Here is an 18251-nt window from a genome sequence, read left to right on the forward strand (position 1 = left end):
GAAGGTGATTTGGCTTATCTTTTTCAAATATTTTTATGTAATCCCCTTATTTAACATTTAATATAACCTATCCCACTACTAGATCAATAAATAATATTGTGATAAACGAGGTTATTCGCTGTGCAAAAAAGGATAGATGAATACAGGTTTTCCTCCTGTTCATCTATCCTTTTCTTATACCTTCTTTTCTTTTGAAAAATTCTATTCCTTTACTTCAAGCCATCGTTTAGTTGCTGTAATCACTCATTTCCAATGAAGATCCCATAACGCTCAGCATCATAATACAGCTTTGAAATCTCCCACTTTCGGGAACGACGCACAGCACCTGCTCCCCCTCTGTTAGACGACCCGAATTCAGCAATTCCTCAAGCATAATATATATGGAAGCTGATCCTGTATTACCTTTCGTATATAAATTCGTGAACCATTTCTCTTCAGGGATGTTCACTCCACCAAGCTCAAACAACCGAAATATTTCCTCTTTGAAAAAATGAGATGAATAATGGCAGACCATCCAGTCAATCGTCTCAGGATTAATCTTGCCTTCTTCAACGAGCTCTAGGATTCGATTCGTACCCACCTTTGTAATTTCATTAACAAGCCTCACATCTTGCTTCAGATTAAGGGCTCCTTGATCTGCTGCTTCATGAATGGATGGATAATCAAGCCAGGAAGAGATGCCGCTCTCTTTATCCATTCCTGAATACATACAAACATCGTATTGATTCGCATAGGACTTGTTGTCTATCCATTCAATTCGCAGCGATTGCCCTTCCTGAGAAGGAGTATTTTGCAGTACCGCTGCACCTGCACCATCTGACAGCATAAATCGTAAGAAATCCGTATCGAATGGTACTCGACCGTTCGCATAATTCTTTTGTGCTTCAAACTTTGTATGTTTAAACTCACGGCTCAGAAACTCACTGGCACATGAGATTGCTACTGTATTCTCACCCGATTTTATATGTAAATAAGCATTCTTCAAGGCATGCATTCCACTCGCACATAACCCCGTATGCGATGAAATTTCCATAACAGGTAATTCAGTCTCTGCATGTACCATACTTGCAAATCCAGGGAGGAGTAGGTCAGCTCTAGTTGTTCCTGCCGCAAGAAATCCAATCTGATGTTCTTCTACATTTCCATTCCGATTTAGTGCATCGCGAATAGCCAAGGAAGCCATTTCTGTGTTGGAATATAAACTCTTTTGTTCCTTATTCATCGCATAGTAGCGATAACGGATTTGATTTTTCTCCAGAATAATTCGTTTGGTCTTGGACGTCTTTCCTCCTATTTTTCCGAGATAATCTTCAATTTCATCATTACTAACGGGAGAGCCTGGAAGGAACTTACCTAAACTTGTAATATAGACAGAATTCATATAGCACCTCACTATTAAATTTATTAATAGTTATAGATATTCCCTCTCATGAAAAAATATCACTCTTTATTCCAAATGAAGTAGTCTTCCAGTAAATGAGAGAGCATCATTCGTAGTATTTCATCAAAACGATAAAAGGACATGACAGTACCTAATTCGTACCATCATGCCTTTATCGTTTAATAGCATAGTAGAGCTAAAAATAGTTTGTCCAAATACTTGGCTCGCAACAATTGAGTTCTTAAATCTGTAAATCCTTCTCGCAGGTTAGCATGGAGCTCATCAGCCTTCTCTGCCAGCTCTACCTGATTTCTCTTTTATCATTTTAAATTTTTTACAACACCAATAATCTCCAACATCAAACTTTTCTCCGTAACAAATACATCAAAGAGAAAAATAAAGCGGTAAGAATCACACAAAGAGCAATCGAATGCGGCATGATTTGTATCCCTTTTTCGGATAGATTTCGCATCCACAAAATTCCCGTTATCATCAGAAACGGAATCAATGCAATTATAACGTAGGCCACTCTATTCTTCATAAACATTTTCCTTCCCTGCATTTTAAAATAAAAACCATTTAAGTATATTTTTACATATGTTTTTTTGTAATTATATACCTAATAACCAAAAACATCACTAAACTTACTCATTCTCATTAATACAAATCTAAGTACAAAGCAACTTAATAGCTTTGTTACTTGCAGGCACTAGATATGTTTCCCCTCTTTGTCTATTCAAACTTGTCTAAATTTACGTTCTAATAAAAAGTCTACCTAAAAGGCTCTACTTCAATGTGAAGTACATCCCTTATAGGTAGACTTTGGATTAATCAACGGGTGTTCCTATCCGATCGCCTTTCATCGGTTTAATTAATCACCAATTCACCAATCGTTTTTATAATCGTGTCATACGGCTCAAGCTCCATGGTTTGTTTTCCATACTCAGTATCAACCGTTGTTCTTTGAACCTCATCACTGTTATTAATCACAACTAATATCTTGCTTTCTGGATAATAAGCACATTCTGTATATAAGTTATCCGCAATATATTTGGTTTCATGTAACTCATCGCCGGCATAACGAATGATATTCAGCAATAATCTTGTGTTTTCCAAGCTGAATTCAAAGGAAGGAAGGTAAATCCCTTTCCCTTTTCCAAAGGCATGAGTAGACAGAGTTACCATTCCACTCGCTTCATCCACGACTGCAGCTGACCCATCCGTAAGGTAAATGTTATTCTTTGGCGCTATACTCGCTCCTTCAGGTACTAAACCATGCTCGTCCGAAGCCTCAAAAGCCCATTTTCCATGAGCCACCCTTGCGCCGGTATCCTCATCTAGACCAAGAACGTGTGACATTCTGAAAAAGGTATCGTGCCCTTCTACTGCCGATGGCTGATTAACTCCAATAAAAGTACCGCCCTCATACACCCATTTCGTCAGTAAGTCCACACACTTGTGGTCATTCCAATGCTCTCCACCGCTCCAAGCTGAACCGGCAGACCCGGCATTGATTACTACATCACAGTCCTGCAATACACCCTGACGGATATCTTCAAAATCAATGAACTGTACTTCAATCGGCAGTCCCGATAGAGCTTCATTGATATGAATCAAATCATGCATATACGTTTCGTGGAAATGTCCAGACAATGTCCAGGCCCTCAGCTTGCCCCAGCTATGCAGAACGGCTACCTTCGTCTTGATATGATACGGTTTTCCTTTATGGTGCAACTCTTTAATCTCTCTGAATTCATTCGCAATCTTTTCGATGTAATCGCAAAAATCGGGATATGGCTCTACCAGATGCAAATATCCGCCCAGTCCAATCCGGTCAATCGGCTCACGTAGCAAAGCACGCCGGATATTAATCCAATACTTTTTGGCATCAAGCGTAGGGTCACCGCCCTCCATAAAGGTAGGAAGCCCGCCTAAACCAACCGGGAAAAGGTAAGGATGCAGCCGTATCTCATGCGTATCTACTTTCACACCGGAACAAAGCCTTGCTTCATAACCAGAGAATACACATTTAATCATTCCGTCAAATCCGAATTCCTGAAAGCGATCATTGTACGGCTCCATACCAACCCAGCTGTCATCATAAAAAACATACGCAAGCTTATCATGCTTATGCACAATATCAATTAATTGCTTCCCGAATTTGATGACAAAATCATTGATAAATGCCATATAGTCCAGCTTCCGCTGCTCCGCTGGGATATGACTGACGCGATATTTCCCGCCATTCACAAAATCTTCGGCCGTGAGCGAATATCCATATTTCTTTTCAAATAGATCCAGTGCTCTTGAACTTACTGTAAAATCATAGGATCCCCAGTCCGTGAACAGATGGCGATTGCGCTCATTACTGCCCCAGATCCAGGCGAAATTATAAAATAAAGAGGTAAACCGAACAACGGTTGTCTCCTTATGCTGCTCGCACCAATCTTCCATCCACTCCAGCAGATACTTTTGCGTATCCGCATACATAGGATCGATCTGCATCAAATGCTCTTTGTCCCAATGATTCGTTGTGTGATTGTACATGGAGATCTCTTCCCAGATCCGGTAGACCATAAAGCTTACTGTATATTTATGCCAAGGAGTAATTCCGCTGATGACTACATTTCCTGATTCTCTTTCATAATTCCATTGTTCTCTAGGAACTTCTTCCCCCGTTGTCCGGTCATACACTTGCCAATACTTCAGCGCCTCTTTGGAGTCATTTACTCGGAACTGTTCGTCAAAGAAATCTTCCATTAGATAGATCGAGATATAATCTTGTACAGCGACCTTCGGATTTGTAATTAAAAAACACTGCTGCAGCTTATCGAGATTCTCACTTGCCCATTCGTTATGATCTCTGATGATACAAATCGTCGAATAGATACCGTATCCCGCGTTAATAATCTCATCGGATAATTTCGTACCGTCACTATCACGGATCACATCCGCACCCCACCGCTCTGCTAACTGCAGCGTCAATGCCTCATAACCAGATTCACCTGGCAGAGTAAAGGATCCCGTTGTTTTTTTAGACAAGGTTGATTCCTCCTATTTAAGCATATCGGATAGAAAAGAGAGTGCGAGGCCTTGACCCCAGCCCTGAATCCAGTCTTTTGGAATATTACGATATCCTTCCCGGTCTTTCATCACCGCTGTACCGCCTGATACACCGAGTACTCGTCCATCTTCGGTAATATGGTTCACGATGCCATCCAGGGCCTTTTGTACATATTTGGTATGCAGCGGATTGCCGTTATTGATCATCGCAGCCGCAATACCGCAAGATGCAGATACTTCTTCATAGGAATCCTTGTCATCCAGTACCGTCCGCCACAGGCCGTTCTCTGTTTGAACAAGCTTGAGTGCCGCCAATTGATCCCGAAGTGAACATTCTACGTCCATGCATTGCGGGTATAAATACCAGTCTTTCAAAAGCATTTTCACTTGTGACATGGTGTAGGCTCCCCAAGCATTTGCTCTCCCCCAGAAAAATCCGGACATGTGATCCTGATTGACATGATTGTAGCCATGGTACCAGAAACCGCTGCTAGGATCTTGCAGGTATTTGATATGCCAGTAATATTGATTGAGGGCATCCTGGATCATTGCCTCATCTTTCAATTTGGTTCCTACACGGAGCAGGAAAAATGCCGCCATAAACAAAGTATCCGCCCAAGCCTGTTCCGGAAAATCATTATTAGCCGATACCGTATGCTGCAGAACATTGTCTCCAAATCTAAGCGCATGATTCTGGAGATAATCTACCTTGCTCATCACAATATCCCAATATTTCTGATCCCCTGTTTCTTCATACAATGTGATCAGCATATGCCCCATAGCACATGTGTTTACCGTCCAATGCGGCAGGCCAAGCTCAATATATTCATCTGCCCACTGGATCAACATATTCAGATACTCTTTATTCCCTGTTGTTTGATAGGCTCTGGATACACCATAATAAGCCACACCGCAAGGCCAGTCCCAAGTTAAGTCCATCGCCATTGTTTTTTTGACAACTTTGTCGATGATACTTACGATCTCTTCTCTGTCATAGTTTAATTGAAGCATCTGTATTCTCCTCTCGTTCGTACACATCCTAAGTGGTGATTGAGAGCGATCCGATACTAATGGAAGCGCTTTAATAAAACTATTGTAAACCGCTTTGTTGGGCTATATCTAAGCATATTCAAAGAAAAACTACGCAATTCCAACCATTTATAGCATATATAAGGTTGAAATTGGAATATTGTTGGCCTATACTAGGCACAAATCAACGGAATGGGAGTATGGAGTATGCCCAGAAAAAAGAAACCGGTCATTGAATACCGTCACTACAGCTTGCCTCTCAACTTCCCGATCTTGCTGTTAAGCGGTGAACGTTGGAAGATTTCCGACATCAAAAGCGACCATCTCCATTTTCATAACCATTTGGAGATTGGGATTTGTCATTCAGATAGCGGCTTTATGGAGATCAAAGGAGAGTCTGTCCCTTTTCAAGCCGGCGATGTAACCTTTATTCCCAGGTATCTTCCTCATACAACGTATAGTTCACCAAATACAGCCAGCCGCTGGTCCTATCTCTTTTTTTCGCCGGAAGACCTCTTCAGGTATTCATTTAAAGGTGCATACCACCACTTCGAACCCAATCTGCAGATGCTAAAGGGAATGAACTGTGTATTAAACAAAGAGATCCATCCGAAGGTTTATACCCTTGCGACGTCGGTCGTAGAAGAACTGAAACAGCAGAATACTTACTATCAGGAAAGTGCCTATGGCTTGTTGTTATCCTTATATATCGAACTTCTTAGAATTCACTCCATGAGTCTCCCCTTGGCAAATCAAGAAACCGAGCAAAATGTAAAAGGTGATTTTGTCATTTCTCCGGTTCTGGAATATATCACGAAAAACTATATGAAACCGATCACCATCGATTTTCTAGCCGATTTATGCCACTTAAGCCCCACTCATTTCCGAAGAAAGTTCCATGAAATGATGGGAACGTCTCCTCTCGATTTTCTAAACAGCACCCGGATTGAAGAAGCCTGCAAGCAGTTAAAACGTACGGATGATTCTATTCTTTCTATATCTGAGCAAGTCGGATTTCAATCCATATCCAGCTTCAATCGGTGCTTCTCTAAGCTTATAGGTGAGTCGCCGAAGCAGTGGCGTAAAGGGGCTCAGTCCCAAGCACAATCTGCGAATGCGTCAATACTTGAGTTTACGGGGTGGGTATAGTCAAACGGTAAGAAGTAGAATAAACAAAATAAAGACGCTTCTAGGGATTGATTCCTAAGCGTCTTTTGTCGTTCATTTATGACGATATTAGCTGGTGTATACCGACTTTTCGTATCAGCGTGACCGAGCTTTTGTTACCCTTCTAACAACAGATCATTCAACTGCTTAATTTGTTTTCTCTCTCCCGCTACAACAAGCGTCATCCCTAACATCAGTTTATCTTGCGGCCCAGGATTAATCTTCTGTTTCCCCTTCTCCACAATAGCAAGGATCGTTGCACCAGTGCGGGCTCTAACATGTAATTCCTCAATCGTTTTATTAATGCTTTTAAAGTGTGGTTCTATTTTGCACCATTCAATGACGAGTTCATCAAGCGTTACTTGAACCGTATCAAGTGCCTTAGGTTTGTATTGCATGCCTCCAATAATAGAAGCAATCTGTCTGGACTCTTCATCATCCAAGCTTACTTGAGAGATGCATTCATCTGGATCCTCATCTAAAAAATGATAAAGTTCTCTTCTTCCATCATTATGGATGACAATCACGATCTTACTGCCTGAATTCGCTTCCAATTGATACTTTTTTCCGATTCCAGGAAGATCAGATTCTCTTATAGTTCCCATATTCGTATACCTCCATTATTTGAACGAGTTCAGATGGTTTCGTTCAATTTCTCCTCTTTCGGTTTTTCCTTTACTTGGTTCCATCTAAACAGTTTATTTAAGCCATTATAGATATGTTTCGATTCTTTTGCTAGTAAGGGCCCAAGAATGGCCAATATTAACACATATAGCGCCGAAAATGGTTTTAAAATCGGTAACAATCCTGCAGATATACCTAAATTAGCTACAATGATCGTGAACTCTCCCCGAGCCATCACCGTAAGACCAATATTGGTCGAAGCTTTATGAGATAGTCCCGCTTTTCGTCCAGCGATCATTCCTGCTAGAATATTCCCTATCATTGTTAACACAACAGCCCCAATGGCGATCCATGCAGCATCACCCAGTGTTAATGGATCAATACTTAGACCAAAGCTAAAGAAGAATATAGCACCGAAGAAATCTCGGAACGGAACCACGAGCTGTTCAATCCTCTTACTATGGGAAGTTTCCGATAGAGCTAGCCCAAATAATAAAGCCCCGATCGCTTCTGCTACGTGCAGAGTCTCGGAAAAACCAGAGATAAAGAACAAGAGTGAGAATACAACGATGATGAATATTTCATTGGATGTGATATTAAGCAGCTTATTTAGCAAAGGCGTTCCTTTTCTTGCGATGACGAAGAATAGTAACATATACCCCATTGAGAGTGCTACAGATAGCAGAATACCACCAATAGACGTTGCTCCCCCTAGGAGTAAACCAGACATCACGGATAGGAAAACAGCGAGGAACAAATCATCAAACAAAATCATACCCAGGATGAGCTCTGTTTCAGAGTTACCTGTCCGTCTGAAATCGACGAGTACTTTTGCCACAATGGCCGTAGAGGATACAGATAACATCCCTGCAATAATTAACGTTTCATATAACGGAAAATCGACCATGAAACCATAAGCTAAACCAATAATAAAATTGATCAGAACATATACCGTTCCACCAAACACAATATTGCGGCCTGATTTAATTAATTTAGATACGGAGAACTCGAGTCCTATATAAAATAATAAAAACAGAACCCCGATCCGTCCTAAAAATGCGATCACTTCATTGCTTTCAATGAAGGTCAAATCAATCAACCCCAGTGTCGGGGCGTGCGGCCCAACGATCATCCCCAAAACAATTAAAAAGGGTATGATTGAAAACTTGAATTTACCTGCAATCAGTGAAAAGATCGCAATAAGTAATAAAGCGGTTCCAACTTCGAAAATCATATGGTCCATACAACTTCATCTCCCTCCTATGTATCATGTTCAGCAGACCAACTTCCATTATAACATTAAATTTTCCACCGATTTTATAAATTAGTGAACTTTTGTAAACTTTTTCGGAAGCTGAAATTGGTCTATAAAAAAAAGACCCTGCATTAAGCAGAGTCCTTGTTTGTCTATAAATATGCTATCTGTTCCAGATCTATCCGTCTTTGAAACCTTCCCGTGTCTACAATTCAGAATTTGAGCTTTGAAAGTTTATCAAGAGTTTGAATTGTTTAGTGTTTGGTTTGTTGGCAGTATTGTACGATCCTGTTGCAAGGACTGTACAACCAAACAAGTTAGTTTTTAGGATAAAGGACATACAAGGATACCCTTCCATGGCCGTTTGCGCTTGTTTTTTATTTAGTCTTATTAGTAGAGAGTTAATTCTTAATAAACACAATCTTCACACCAACAACCTGACTCTGCCCATTCAATGCTTTATACACGCCGTAAGCACCATCACCCATACCCGTACGAGATACAACGCCACCCGTCAGAATACCCGCTTCTTCCCCATTGTCAGTGATATCACAACAGGCTAAATACCATTCGCTATCTGTATCAGCATTACCATCAAGATTAGACACTTCAGAAACTCGGTATTGATTTCTATCAAAAATCCCGGCCTGTCCACTATCCACTCCAACCACAAATGGACACTTGATCCACTCGAGGGATGCCCCCTGTTCAGCAACCGATTGATGATAAGCCGTCAATTTAGCGTTAGCTTCACCCCAATCTGGAATTTCCACCTTCTCTACTTCCGTGTTCCAAGTACCATTCGCAGCAAGCTCTAACACACCCATGATAACGGTATTGGTATCCAGTTCATAACAAGGGTCAGCGACAACCAGTTGCCCAGAATTCACTTCAAAATTACCTAGTTGAATGATCAAGAGAGATTACCTCCATCCAAAATTATGTATGATGTTTTATTTTAGCACAGTCAACTCTTCTAAGATCTAAAAGTGCATGGAAGCATATATAACCTTGACCTCAAACCACCAATAACATATAACTCCAGCATAATAAAAAATTCAAAAATTAAAAATCAAGCAACATTTTTCCTTCTTATGTGTTTATTAAATAAGAATAAAACTATGTGAAATGAAATAAGAGAGTGACCATAACATCAAGAATGATCGCTCATACTAAGACAATGTCGAGTTCAGCAGGTATTCAAATGAATGCAGCCAAGGATTGAAAATGAATAATATAACTATTGGTTTCCCGAGGATACACCGGTTTTATGGGAAGTGAAAATAGGGGGTTATCTCAATTGAACTATTTAATTTTTAATGAGTTTAAAAATGCTTTCCCTGTAAAAAAAGTAATGCTAATTGTTGTACTTATGCTGTTTCCTCTCATTTATTTTTTTATTAGAAAGGATCAATATGAATTTCCTGACGAGCTAAGTATTTTTACATTTATGTTCGAAGGTGTCTTTTCTATGGTATTCGTTTTAGCTGCAACTTTTATCTATGCTCTTCATTTTTCAAGTGAAATTAAAAATAGATTTATTTTTTATGAGAGAACAAGAATGAGTATTCGCAAATTGCTCAGCATCAAACTTACCGTTCTTAATAGTTCGACATTTATCGTATTTTTTCTGTTAGGTATCGGCTACTTCATATTTTCATTTTACATAGCGCCTTCTCTTGAACTTATTAATGCTCGGCCCATAGACAAGCCGATCACTTCAAGACATACGTTTACTCAACTTTTTCAATACGGTCCAGTCGTTTATGGATTGTTATACTCTGGATGGATCGCACTTCATGCAGCCTTGTTTGCTTCCCTTGCTTTCTTTTTTACTTTAATAATGTCAAATGCATATATTGCACTCTCACTACCTTTTTTAATTTATATGATTGGGGCTTTTTTATTACCCAGTATTGATATTAGTTTTATGCCTTTTTGGTTTGTAGATTCAATATTCCCTTTCGGTTATGTTCAACAGCCCATTTGGACTGCATTTGTTCCATTTATAGGACTCTTGTTTGTTTGTATTTTACTATTCGTCTATGTCTATACTCGGGCAGAACGACTGGATAATCTACTATGAATTATTTCAAGAAGTTATTCACCGAATGCTTTACTTTAAAATGGCTTGTACTGTTCATTATTTTGTTCATATTCGGATTTTTAATAAGGCAGCATATGATGATAAACGCATATTACGAACACACAGAGATAAACCAGTGGGATTTCCTTTTTAATTTTTGGGGAGATCCAATGATTATTATCTACTTTTTTATTCCTTTCTGGGTACTTTTCTGTATTCGTTTTATTTTAGATGAATCGCAAAGTCATATGTTGATCCGATTAAAATCCTGGATTGGCTGGATGGGACATATTGTGTTCGAACTACACTTTTTACTGGTTATCGCTATTATGATATGGATCATTGTGAGTTTATTACTGACTATAGGTATTCCATACGAAGATTCTTGGAGTTCATGGGCTCTTAGTAGTAGTTATTCAAATTACCTAGTTTCTCCGTTTACTCATTTACAAACTTCACCGTTAGTGCTTTTTCTCTTACAGATAGCATTATTTGCTGGGTTTATGGGATGTTTATCTATATTACTTAGCGCAGCTTATCTAACTACCGGCAGATCTTTTGTTTTAATCGCACTAGGTCTTTTTCTTTATTTAGGGTCCATCATATCTTTTAAGATGCTGCCTCCTGATTGGATATGGCTTAACGTAACAAGTTACGTGGTCTTAATTTTCTCATATGGAACGTTTCATACGCTATACACAGGATTTATTATGTTATTCCTAATTATTCTACTGTGCTGGACAGCTGCGGCTTTCAAATCTTCAAGACATACATGGAAAAAAAACGTTTCGCTCGATACTCCATTGTTAATTTATTTTTTATTATGTCTATGTGGTTTCTTTATTGGAGGAAGCAATGAAAAGATAACAAGCGTATGGGATCATTTATACTTCACTTTTTTTGGAGTTACACTATCTGGTTTTCGTTTGACAACGTATCTCTATTTTTGCATCGTTTTTTTAGGATTCATCTACTTGTTCCAATTACGTCTGCATCATGTGATGAACGGAAGAATTTATTATATTCTCATCAGGCATAAATCTCTGACAAGCTGGTTTATTACTTTCTTTTTAAAAGGTTGCGTGCTAGCAATATTGCTTATCCTCTCCATGTTATTAATAAATATCTTAGCTGGACTTATCAAGGGGCAAAACCTGACGATTACTTCAACATTTGCAAGCGTTCCACTATTTGAAATATTGTATCATTTTATCCTAAACGGCTTTCTACAACTCGCTAATTATATGTTGCTTTCTTTTATAGCTATCTGGATTTGGAAGGAGTCTTATGGCGGTCTTGTAGCAATTGGTATTTTTCTAGTCGTGGGTCTTCCTAATATAAATGTGAATCAATGGCTTCCTTTTGCTTTAAACAGTTTTGGCTACTTAAGTCCTGAGCATAGCGCATTTCGGATTACTGCTATACTGCTTCTGTTTCTTATCATTGAAATGATCGGAGTTTTATTTATTCTTCGTAAGAGGAAAATTGTATTCTAGAAGGGAGTATTTCGCATGATTATTGCTTTAGAACATATAACCAAATCTTTTAAAGGCCGCCCCCTTTTTGAAGGAGCTACGGCCTCTTTTGATAAAGGAAAAATTTATGGAATCACAGGCCCTAACGGAGCTGGAAAATCGGTATTGTTTAAAATGATCTGTGGTTTTGTCCTTCCTGATGCAGGTACGATTCATATCGATGATTCTTACAAGTCAAAGGGAACACAGTTCCCACAAAAGTTCGGGATCATTATTGATCGTCCAGGTTATCTGGCGAATCAAACCGGACAAGAGAATCTAAAGAGGTTAGCGAATATTCAAGGAAAGATTGGGGAGGAAGAGATACAGGTAGCGATGAAGCGTGTAGGGCTGGATCCTGATACTAAACAAAAGGTCAAAAATTATTCACTTGGTATGAAACAGAAACTCGCGCTTGCACAAGCAATTATGGAACACCAAGAAGTCCTTATATTGGATGAACCATTCAACGGGCTTGATGCCGATAGTGTCGATCAAGTCAGACAATTACTGCAGAATTTTAAAGAACAGGGTAAGACAATTTTGCTAACAAGTCACAATAAGGAAGACATTGATCTGTTATGTGACCATGTTTATCGAATTAACAACTTGAAATTAGAACTAATAACGTTGCCAGGTTAGCCGTGAAGGTCAATATCCCCGTTATTACCTCCCTTTTTCAAAACTGAAATCTCTCTAACTCCATTTTTGTCTCGGGGTGCTGGACTACTTTTCCTCTTTCAAGAGTTACGTATGTTAATTTGAATATCGACGAAAAAACGGAGGGACCTTTATAGGGCTCTCCGTTTGATCTATTGTTTGTTTAAACATGAAAAAGTGTTCTATAACGTCTCCGTACTAAGCGTAAATCCTTCAATCACGACATCTTCATCGACCTCGATCATAATGCATCGTTTCCCTTGGAAATTCACCTGTTTCACATACTTTAAATCCTGCGGGCTAACCGAAATCGTGGCTACCTTGGTATCGATCTTAATCGATTTTGTAGTATATTTCGGCATAACGCTGCTCGCTTTCAGCTCATAGTTCCTATCATCAATAATCGTTTCAAAAGCCCGTTCCACTTTCTCCGGCGTCACGTTCTCTACTCCGCTTACCGTCAGGACACGTTCCAAATCTTTATAATCCAGCTTCGGAGGTTCTTCCTCTTCCTCGTTCGTTTCAATTACATACTGAATCTCTTCGTACACCTGTGCGATGGTGGACGCATCAAGTTCCTCACCCGCCACTTCCTTCACGATGTCCTCGAAGATCGCTCTCTCTTCCAGTGCCGTTACGGACCTTTCGGCAGTTAAGACCTGTTCGATGAAATGCGGATCTGGAAAGTTCGATTTCCCCGTACAGTACAAAATGCGGTTCACATCGGAGTAATTGTCTGTCACGCTAGGATAAAAGAACCCTTGCTCCGGCGAACTGAGCTTGATAATCGGATCTACATTCACATTGTACTTATATTCTCTCTCCACATAGTCAAATAAGAGAGTTTTCTTCTGCTTCTCTGTAGAATTCACACTGCATAGTATGAACGGATGTGCGAATACCTCGTCTTTCCCACTCTCCTCAGCTTCTTCATTTCTAGCTTTGGTCGGCAAGTAGTACTGTCCACGCACGAACGTAATTACGGTATCCCGCTCATATTTGGCATCCACCAACATTTTATCCACGAGCAGGAGCATAAGATCCTGCCATTCTTCTGGATCGCCTGTTACTAAAGCTTGGTGCAACAGCACCTGCGCTGGTTCCTCTGCTTCTTCTTGAAACTTAAGTTCGAACAACTTCTGATCTAATTCACCAGTGAGCAGTTTTTTAAAATTACCCATGTGCAGCTCCTGTTTCTCTCGCTCCACTAATTCAAAAGGATTCCGCTCCCAGTGATATACTTCGTTTGTTTCCTTCATAATGTACACGTTAAGAATATCGTAAATATTCAGTAAATCATGATCCATCTTAAACTGTTTGCGTATGTGCGCGACTTCTTTCTTGTTCATGGTTCGTCAAACATCTCCTAAGAACTAAATTGGTTTTATCAGTATAAACGATATAACCCCCCTTCGCTAGAAGCGGGGTTTATGTTACTTCTCTTCAGGTATGTAACGGAGGTCTTCCATCCAATATTACCAAGTATGCCGATAAGTCCAAGGCAGTCAAAATTAATTATTATGTTAAAGATCGCATGTTATTTATCCATATCGAAAATCATATAAAAACACACTCACAGGAGGTAAATAGTACGGGCATCGGAATTCGACCAATAGTAGTATTATATTTTATATATCTAACATCAAAAGGAGCCTTACTTATGCAAAATATAGAAACTGACCGACTATTATTGAGAAATTTTTCGGAGAAAGATGCGGAGAGCATGCTTGAGTATTTATCCAATCCCAGAGTGAACTGTTTCCTTGGTGATAAAATTTCAACATTGGAAGAAGCCATCTCTCATGCTAATAAAAAGAGTAAAGATGACTCCTATATTGCTGTCTGCCTGAAGGATGGCGGCAATCTGATCGGGGAGTTATTCACTATGAAAGAAGAACCTGACACCTACAATGTAGGATGGAATTTTAACCATAAATATGAGGGTAAAGGGTATGCAAGTGAAAGTGCGAAAGCCTTATTACAGTATCTCTTCGAACAACAAGGAGCGAGAAGAGTGTATGCTTACGTGGAAGACGACAACTTTAAATCCCAGCAGTTATGTGAGAGATTAGGTATGCGAAAAGAGGGCTGTTTCTTGGAATTCATTTCGTTCACCAAATACGAAGATGGAACACCTAAATACGAAAATACCTTCCAGTATGCCATACTTAAAAAAGAATGGTTAAAAACAGATTCATTTCAAAATGATGAAACTTAAAATGAATATTGATTGATTAATCAACACCTGTTTATAATTATAAAAAGAAAATACTGCTGATTATCTTTAGAAAAGATTGGTGACCTAACAATGACTAAAGTGGATAGAAGAGTAACCAAAAGCCAAGAAGCGATCAAAAAAGCTGTGATCGAACTGATGTCTGATAAAAATTTTGATGATATTACCATTCAGGATATTGCTGACCGGGCAAATGTGAACCGAGGAACCATTTATCTTCATTACTCGGACAAGTATGATCTACTGGATAAAATCATTGAAGAACATATTAATAAACTAAGGGTAATGTGCGAATCAGCAGCCGAATTGGATTTAGATTTTGTAGAATCGAATGTAGGCTGGTTCGAATACTTTGAAAGCAACTATACTTTCTTTTCAACGTTATTAGCAAGTACCAAAGCATCTTCTTTTCGTACTCGGTTCCAAGCGCTTCTTATCGAAGAAATGAAAAACGATATTGACACAACAAAAGCGATCAATCGAGAATTGAATGAAGAGGTTATACTTCAATTTATAGTTACCTCTTTTGTAGGCATTGTAGAATGGTGGATCAAAGAAGGGATGCCTTATCCGCCTCGTGTGATAGCAGTACAACTAGGGATTTTGATAGACAGAAATCTATAAGTATCCGAACATGGGGAATGCATTTACTCCACAAGCTATCGATCGTTCTTATCAAAAAAAGAAGTCCTCTGTTTTCCTTCAGGAAAATAGAGGACTTCTTTGAATAATTCAGGATAAATAAGATTATTCCTCACGAGGTAAGATTTTAACGGTTGCACTTACAGGTCCTTTGCTTAACATAGGTGAAAGATACATACTGTTACCGTATTTATCTTTGTAAGCTTTATCAATTTGTTCAGTTAATGCAGCATCCGTATCCATAGGTTGGAATGTAACCTTATACTCTTCACCATTTAACTTTATCTTTCCCGCTTTTTGCCTTACAGCAGATTGATACCATCTTGAATTCTGACCGTTATAGGCTCTGACATATAGATTATTATCTGCAACAACAGACCAAATCCAAGTTGGTGTTCCCGGAGTTTTACCGTCACTGTAAAAGGGTGATATATACATATCATCCGCCTTTGAAAAAGCATCCATTTGCTCTTGGCTCCAATGGGTTTGCATAGCTTTCACCTCCATTTATTTTTATCGTAGATAAGCCGAGGATCATTCTCCTAATATTTTTTTCAGCTAAATTATATGATTAGGCCGTGAATCCACCATCAACGGATATCGCTTGACCAACTATATAGCTTGCGGAAGGAGAGCATAACCAAAGTACAACAGAAGCAACTTCCTCTGCTTTAGCTAGACGGCCAATTGGGACTTGTTTTATTAATTCGTCCATTGCATCACTTTCTGTAGCTAACATATTTTCGACCATTGGCGTTTCGACGATTCCTGGACATACTGCATTAATACGAATTCCTTTTGAAGCATACTCTAAAGCAACGCTTTTCGTTAATCCGAGTACACCATGTTTAGAAGCATGGTATACAGAACGTCCGGGACCACCCATTAATCCTCCCATGGAAGAACAATTAACGATTGCCCCTTCTGTACCCTGTTTTCTTAATTGAAGCAGCTCATACTTCATACAAAGCCAAATACCCTTCGTATTCACATTCATCACTTCATCGTAAACTTCTTCCTTTAAATCAACCGTATCTGTCATGGCGTTTTGAATACCGGCATTATTATATGCATAATCTAATTTTCCAAATGCATCCACTGTTTTTTCTACCATAGCTTTAACAGCTTCCTCATCTGAAACATCACATTGGATGGATATCGCCTGATAGCCCGCGTCTACCAAGTCTTGTGCTTCTTGTTTAGGTTCATTCCTATCAACTAAAGCTACACTTGCACCTTCTTTAGCAAATAATTGGGCTGTTGCCAGCCCCATACCGCCTTTTGCTCCCGTTACAATTACCACTTTATCTTTCATTGTTGTCATAAAAATGCCTCCTCGTAAACACCCTGTTTATTTTATTTTCCCGCCAAATACCGGGAAGAAGCTATGCTCACCATAATTCTCGATGTGCTCCACATTTTTCAAAGTCTCCATATCTGCATCGCTGATCACAAAATCAAGCTCTGCATTGTTTCTCATGTGATCCGGATTTGCCGTCTTAGGAATGACTACAAGACCAAGCTGAATATCATAACGCAGGCAAAGCTGGGCAACAGATACCCCATACTTATCAGCTATTACTTTCGCCTCTGCATGATCAAGGACTGCACCGTGAGCAATTGGTGAATAGGCTTCTACCAGAATGTCATGCTTCTGGCAGAATTCAATTAACTCGAAAGGAGTATTGCTCACATGTGCCAATATTTGATTTACCATGGGTTTGATTTCACAACTTGAAAGAATATTTTCTATATCATCTTGAAGGAAGTTAGAAAGACCAATTGCCTTTGCCTTGCCTGCCTTATAAGCATCCTCCATTGCTGTCCATACTTTTTTGTTTTCCTCGAAGTAACGGTTTTCCTCACGGAACTCCTTCCAAGGCTGTGGACTGTGGATAATCAGAAGGTCAATGTAATCCAGTCCCATCTTTGCTAAAGACTCATCAATGGACTGTGTAACTGCATCATAGGTCTTTGCTTCTGCAGCCACCTTTGTCGTGATAAAAAGTTCTTCCCTTGCGACACCGCACGAACGGATTCCTTCACCTACACCAGCTTCATTCATATAAGCCTGAGCAGTATCAATATGATGATATCCGATCGATACCGCATCACGAACTGCCTGTGCTGTCTGTGCATCGTCAAGCAGCCATGTACCAAGACCTAATTTGGGAATTTCTATGCCATTTGATAATTTGAAAGTTTCGTTAAACATACTTTTTCCCCTTTCATATTAGGAATTTTTTAATGTAATTCTTTGAATGACTCTATTTTATTGTTTCCAAGGTGCTAAGCTAAATTCACCTACAAATCAATACTCATTGATTAATCAACATCTGTCTATAATTATAAATGGATTAAAATAGCGTTCAATGGTTAATTTAGCGCAATTCGTTGATTACTCAACACATCAATAAATATTGTTGATTTTTTTGGATAATGGGGAGATAAACCTAAAATAGTTAGAAGAATAGCCAAAAGCCAAGCAGCTAACGGAATAATTTATTCGCGGCAAATAGATAAACGAGGGTGTGCTGAAGTCATATATTGATATAAAAATAGGGGAAGAAATGAATGCATCTGGGCTTATCCCA

General features: G+C 39.2%; 16 protein-coding genes. 6 read left to right on the forward strand and 10 right to left on the reverse strand.

Features of this window, described 5'->3' with window-relative positions; genetic code table 11:
- Positions 1–226: 226 nt before the first annotated feature.
- The 3 genes from PV403_RS17470 to PV403_RS17480 form a co-directional block, all read right to left on the reverse strand.
- Entirely contained in the window at positions 227–1381 is a 1155-nt protein-coding gene (locus PV403_RS17470; protein ID WP_332085438.1) for a beta-ketoacyl-ACP synthase III, read from the reverse strand.
- 867 nt (positions 1382–2248) lie between these two features.
- Positions 2249–4423 carry a 1,3-beta-galactosyl-N-acetylhexosamine phosphorylase gene (gene gnpA / locus PV403_RS17475; RefSeq protein WP_332085439.1) on the reverse strand — a complete coding sequence of 725 codons (2175 nt, stop codon included), beginning with the start codon at positions 4421–4423 and terminating at the stop codon, positions 2249–2251.
- 12 nt (positions 4424–4435) lie between these two features.
- Positions 4436–5455, reverse strand: coding sequence for a glycoside hydrolase family 88/105 protein (locus PV403_RS17480; protein WP_213535441.1), 1020 nt, complete (start codon positions 5453–5455; stop codon positions 4436–4438).
- 225 nt (positions 5456–5680) lie between these two features.
- On the opposite strand from PV403_RS17480, the gene PV403_RS17485 reads away from it, so the two are divergent.
- A complete protein-coding gene (locus tag PV403_RS17485) occupies positions 5681–6622 on the forward strand; it encodes a helix-turn-helix domain-containing protein (RefSeq protein ID WP_213535440.1) in 942 nt (313 codons plus the stop codon).
- Between the two features lie 134 nt (positions 6623–6756).
- Here the strand turns inward: PV403_RS17485 and PV403_RS17490 are convergent, their stop codons facing one another.
- From PV403_RS17490 to PV403_RS17500, 3 genes are all read right to left on the reverse strand, one after another.
- Positions 6757–7245, reverse strand: coding sequence for a cation:proton antiporter regulatory subunit (locus PV403_RS17490; protein ID WP_191802828.1), 489 nt, complete (start codon positions 7243–7245; stop codon positions 6757–6759).
- A gap of 29 nt (positions 7246–7274) precedes the next feature.
- Positions 7275–8507 carry a cation:proton antiporter gene (locus tag PV403_RS17495; protein WP_213535439.1) on the reverse strand — a complete coding sequence of 411 codons (1233 nt, stop codon included), beginning with the start codon at positions 8505–8507 and terminating at the stop codon, positions 7275–7277.
- Between the two features lie 413 nt (positions 8508–8920).
- The gene (locus PV403_RS17500) at positions 8921–9436 is read right to left on the reverse strand and encodes a DUF4241 domain-containing protein (RefSeq protein WP_332085441.1); all 516 of its coding nucleotides are present in this window, start codon (positions 9434–9436) and stop codon (positions 8921–8923) included.
- A 353-nt stretch (positions 9437–9789) separates the two neighbouring features.
- Between PV403_RS17500 and PV403_RS17505 the strand changes: the two genes are divergently transcribed.
- From PV403_RS17505 to PV403_RS17515, 3 genes are all read left to right on the forward strand, one after another.
- On the forward strand, positions 9790–10605 hold the full coding sequence (locus PV403_RS17505; protein WP_332085442.1) for a hypothetical protein: 816 nt from the start codon (positions 9790–9792) through the stop codon (positions 10603–10605).
- 170 nt (positions 10606–10775) lie between these two features.
- Entirely contained in the window at positions 10776–12101 is a 1326-nt protein-coding gene (locus PV403_RS17510; protein WP_332085443.1) for a hypothetical protein, read from the forward strand.
- Positions 12102–12116: 15 nt separating this feature from the next.
- Complete coding sequence (locus PV403_RS17515) at positions 12117–12761, forward strand: ATP-binding cassette domain-containing protein (RefSeq protein ID WP_332085444.1); 645 nt, start codon at positions 12117–12119, stop codon at positions 12759–12761.
- A 200-nt stretch (positions 12762–12961) separates the two neighbouring features.
- Here PV403_RS17515 and PV403_RS17520 read toward each other — a convergent pair whose 3' ends face one another.
- A complete protein-coding gene (locus PV403_RS17520; RefSeq protein WP_160033793.1) occupies positions 12962–14128 on the reverse strand; it encodes a DUF4317 domain-containing protein in 1167 nt (388 codons plus the stop codon).
- A gap of 311 nt (positions 14129–14439) precedes the next feature.
- On the opposite strand from PV403_RS17520, the gene PV403_RS17525 reads away from it, so the two are divergent.
- A complete protein-coding gene (locus PV403_RS17525) occupies positions 14440–14997 on the forward strand; it encodes a GNAT family N-acetyltransferase (RefSeq protein WP_332085445.1) in 558 nt (185 codons plus the stop codon).
- 90 nt (positions 14998–15087) lie between these two features.
- Entirely contained in the window at positions 15088–15639 is a 552-nt protein-coding gene (locus PV403_RS17530; protein WP_332085446.1) for a TetR/AcrR family transcriptional regulator, read from the forward strand.
- Positions 15640–15762: 123 nt separating this feature from the next.
- Here PV403_RS17530 and PV403_RS17535 read toward each other — a convergent pair whose 3' ends face one another.
- From PV403_RS17535 to PV403_RS17545, 3 genes are all read right to left on the reverse strand, one after another.
- Entirely contained in the window at positions 15763–16149 is a 387-nt protein-coding gene (locus PV403_RS17535) for a DUF2255 family protein (protein WP_332085447.1), read from the reverse strand.
- A 79-nt stretch (positions 16150–16228) separates the two neighbouring features.
- Positions 16229–16981 carry an SDR family NAD(P)-dependent oxidoreductase gene (locus PV403_RS17540; RefSeq protein WP_191802810.1) on the reverse strand — a complete coding sequence of 251 codons (753 nt, stop codon included), beginning with the start codon at positions 16979–16981 and terminating at the stop codon, positions 16229–16231.
- A gap of 27 nt (positions 16982–17008) precedes the next feature.
- Positions 17009–17872, reverse strand: a complete 864-nt coding sequence (locus tag PV403_RS17545; protein ID WP_332085448.1) for an aldo/keto reductase — start codon at positions 17870–17872, stop codon at positions 17009–17011.
- Between the last annotated feature and the right edge of the window lie 379 nt (positions 17873–18251).

Origin of the sequence: Paenibacillus sp. GYB006, from assembly GCF_036577645.1 — a bacterium.
Taxonomy (GTDB): domain Bacteria; phylum Bacillota; class Bacilli; order Paenibacillales; family Paenibacillaceae; genus Paenibacillus.

What these genes read in the sequence shown, in the direction of transcription:
- PV403_RS17545 (WP_332085448.1), bottom strand. Translation starts at nt 17,872, where the DNA reads ATGTTTAACGAAACTTTCAAATTATCAAATGGCATAGAAATTCCCAAA.
- PV403_RS17525 (WP_332085445.1), top strand. Translation starts at nt 14,440, where the DNA reads ATGCAAAATATAGAAACTGACCGACTATTATTGAGAAATTTTTCGGAG.
- PV403_RS17515 (WP_332085444.1), top strand. Translation starts at nt 12,117, where the DNA reads ATGATTATTGCTTTAGAACATATAACCAAATCTTTTAAAGGCCGCCCC.
- PV403_RS17520 (WP_160033793.1), bottom strand. Translation starts at nt 14,128, where the DNA reads ATGAACAAGAAAGAAGTCGCGCACATACGCAAACAGTTTAAGATGGAT.
- PV403_RS17485 (WP_213535440.1), top strand. Translation starts at nt 5,681, where the DNA reads ATGCCCAGAAAAAAGAAACCGGTCATTGAATACCGTCACTACAGCTTG.
- PV403_RS17530 (WP_332085446.1), top strand. Translation starts at nt 15,088, where the DNA reads ATGACTAAAGTGGATAGAAGAGTAACCAAAAGCCAAGAAGCGATCAAA.
- PV403_RS17495 (WP_213535439.1), bottom strand. Translation starts at nt 8,507, where the DNA reads ATGGACCATATGATTTTCGAAGTTGGAACCGCTTTATTACTTATTGCG.
- PV403_RS17480 (WP_213535441.1), bottom strand. Translation starts at nt 5,455, where the DNA reads ATGCTTCAATTAAACTATGACAGAGAAGAGATCGTAAGTATCATCGAC.
- PV403_RS17490 (WP_191802828.1), bottom strand. Translation starts at nt 7,245, where the DNA reads ATGGGAACTATAAGAGAATCTGATCTTCCTGGAATCGGAAAAAAGTAT.
- PV403_RS17540 (WP_191802810.1), bottom strand. Translation starts at nt 16,981, where the DNA reads ATGACAACAATGAAAGATAAAGTGGTAATTGTAACGGGAGCAAAAGGC.
- PV403_RS17535 (WP_332085447.1), bottom strand. Translation starts at nt 16,149, where the DNA reads ATGCAAACCCATTGGAGCCAAGAGCAAATGGATGCTTTTTCAAAGGCG.
- PV403_RS17470 (WP_332085438.1), bottom strand. Translation starts at nt 1,381, where the DNA reads ATGAATTCTGTCTATATTACAAGTTTAGGTAAGTTCCTTCCAGGCTCT.
- PV403_RS17510 (WP_332085443.1), top strand. Translation starts at nt 10,776, where the DNA reads ATGATTATTATCTACTTTTTTATTCCTTTCTGGGTACTTTTCTGTATT.
- PV403_RS17505 (WP_332085442.1), top strand. Translation starts at nt 9,790, where the DNA reads ATGGGAAGTGAAAATAGGGGGTTATCTCAATTGAACTATTTAATTTTT.